The organism is Stenotrophomonas sp. YIM B06876 (assembly GCF_030711595.1).
Taxonomy (GTDB): domain Bacteria; phylum Pseudomonadota; class Gammaproteobacteria; order Xanthomonadales; family Xanthomonadaceae; genus Stenotrophomonas.
In genome coordinates this window covers 1-631 of the sequence record NZ_JAUJUJ010000469.1, presented here as the reverse complement: position 1 = coordinate 631, position 631 = coordinate 1, and the positions used below count along the sequence as shown (strand labels likewise).

Here is a 631-nt window from a genome sequence, read left to right as displayed (position 1 = left end):
CGGGGTCCACCACGCACAGCTGCGTGGCGCAGCCTTGGTAGCGGATGTAGCGGCCGAGGGTGGCGGATGTGCCGCCCGTGCCCGCCCCGACGACAATCCACGCCGGTATCGGGTGCGGTTCGCCCCGCATTTGCTGGAAAATGGATTCCGCGATGTTGTTGTTGCCACGCCAGTCGGTCGCCCGCTCGGCATAGGTGAACTGGTCCATGTAGTGGCCATGGCATTGGCGCGCCACCCGCTCCGCTTCGGCATAGAGCTGCGCCGAGCTGCTGACGAAGTGGCATCGGCCGCCATAGAACTCGATCTGCGCAATCTTGGCGGGCGAGGTGCTGCGGGGCATCACGGCGATGAACGGCAGGCCCAGGAGGCGCGCGAAATAGGCTTCGGACACTGCCGTGCTGCCGGAGGAGGCCTCCACCACGGTGGTTCCTTCGCGGATCCAGCCATTGCACAGCCCGTAGAGAAAAAGCGACCGTGCGAGCCGGTGCTTGAGGCTGCCGGTCGGATGGGTCGACTCATCCTTGAGATAGAGCCGCACCTGCGGCATGGCGGGCAGGTCCACCTGCACCAGGTGGGTGTCGGAGGAGCGCTGGAAGTCACGCTCTATGCGGCGAACGGCTTCGAGAACCCA

At 65.8% G+C, this 631-nt stretch carries 1 protein-coding gene; it reads right to left on the bottom strand.

Annotation, left to right across the window (positions count from 1 at the left end):
• The coding region (locus QZH66_RS17970) for a pyridoxal-phosphate dependent enzyme (protein WP_305807170.1) at window positions 1-631 on the bottom strand (631 nt) is incomplete at both ends.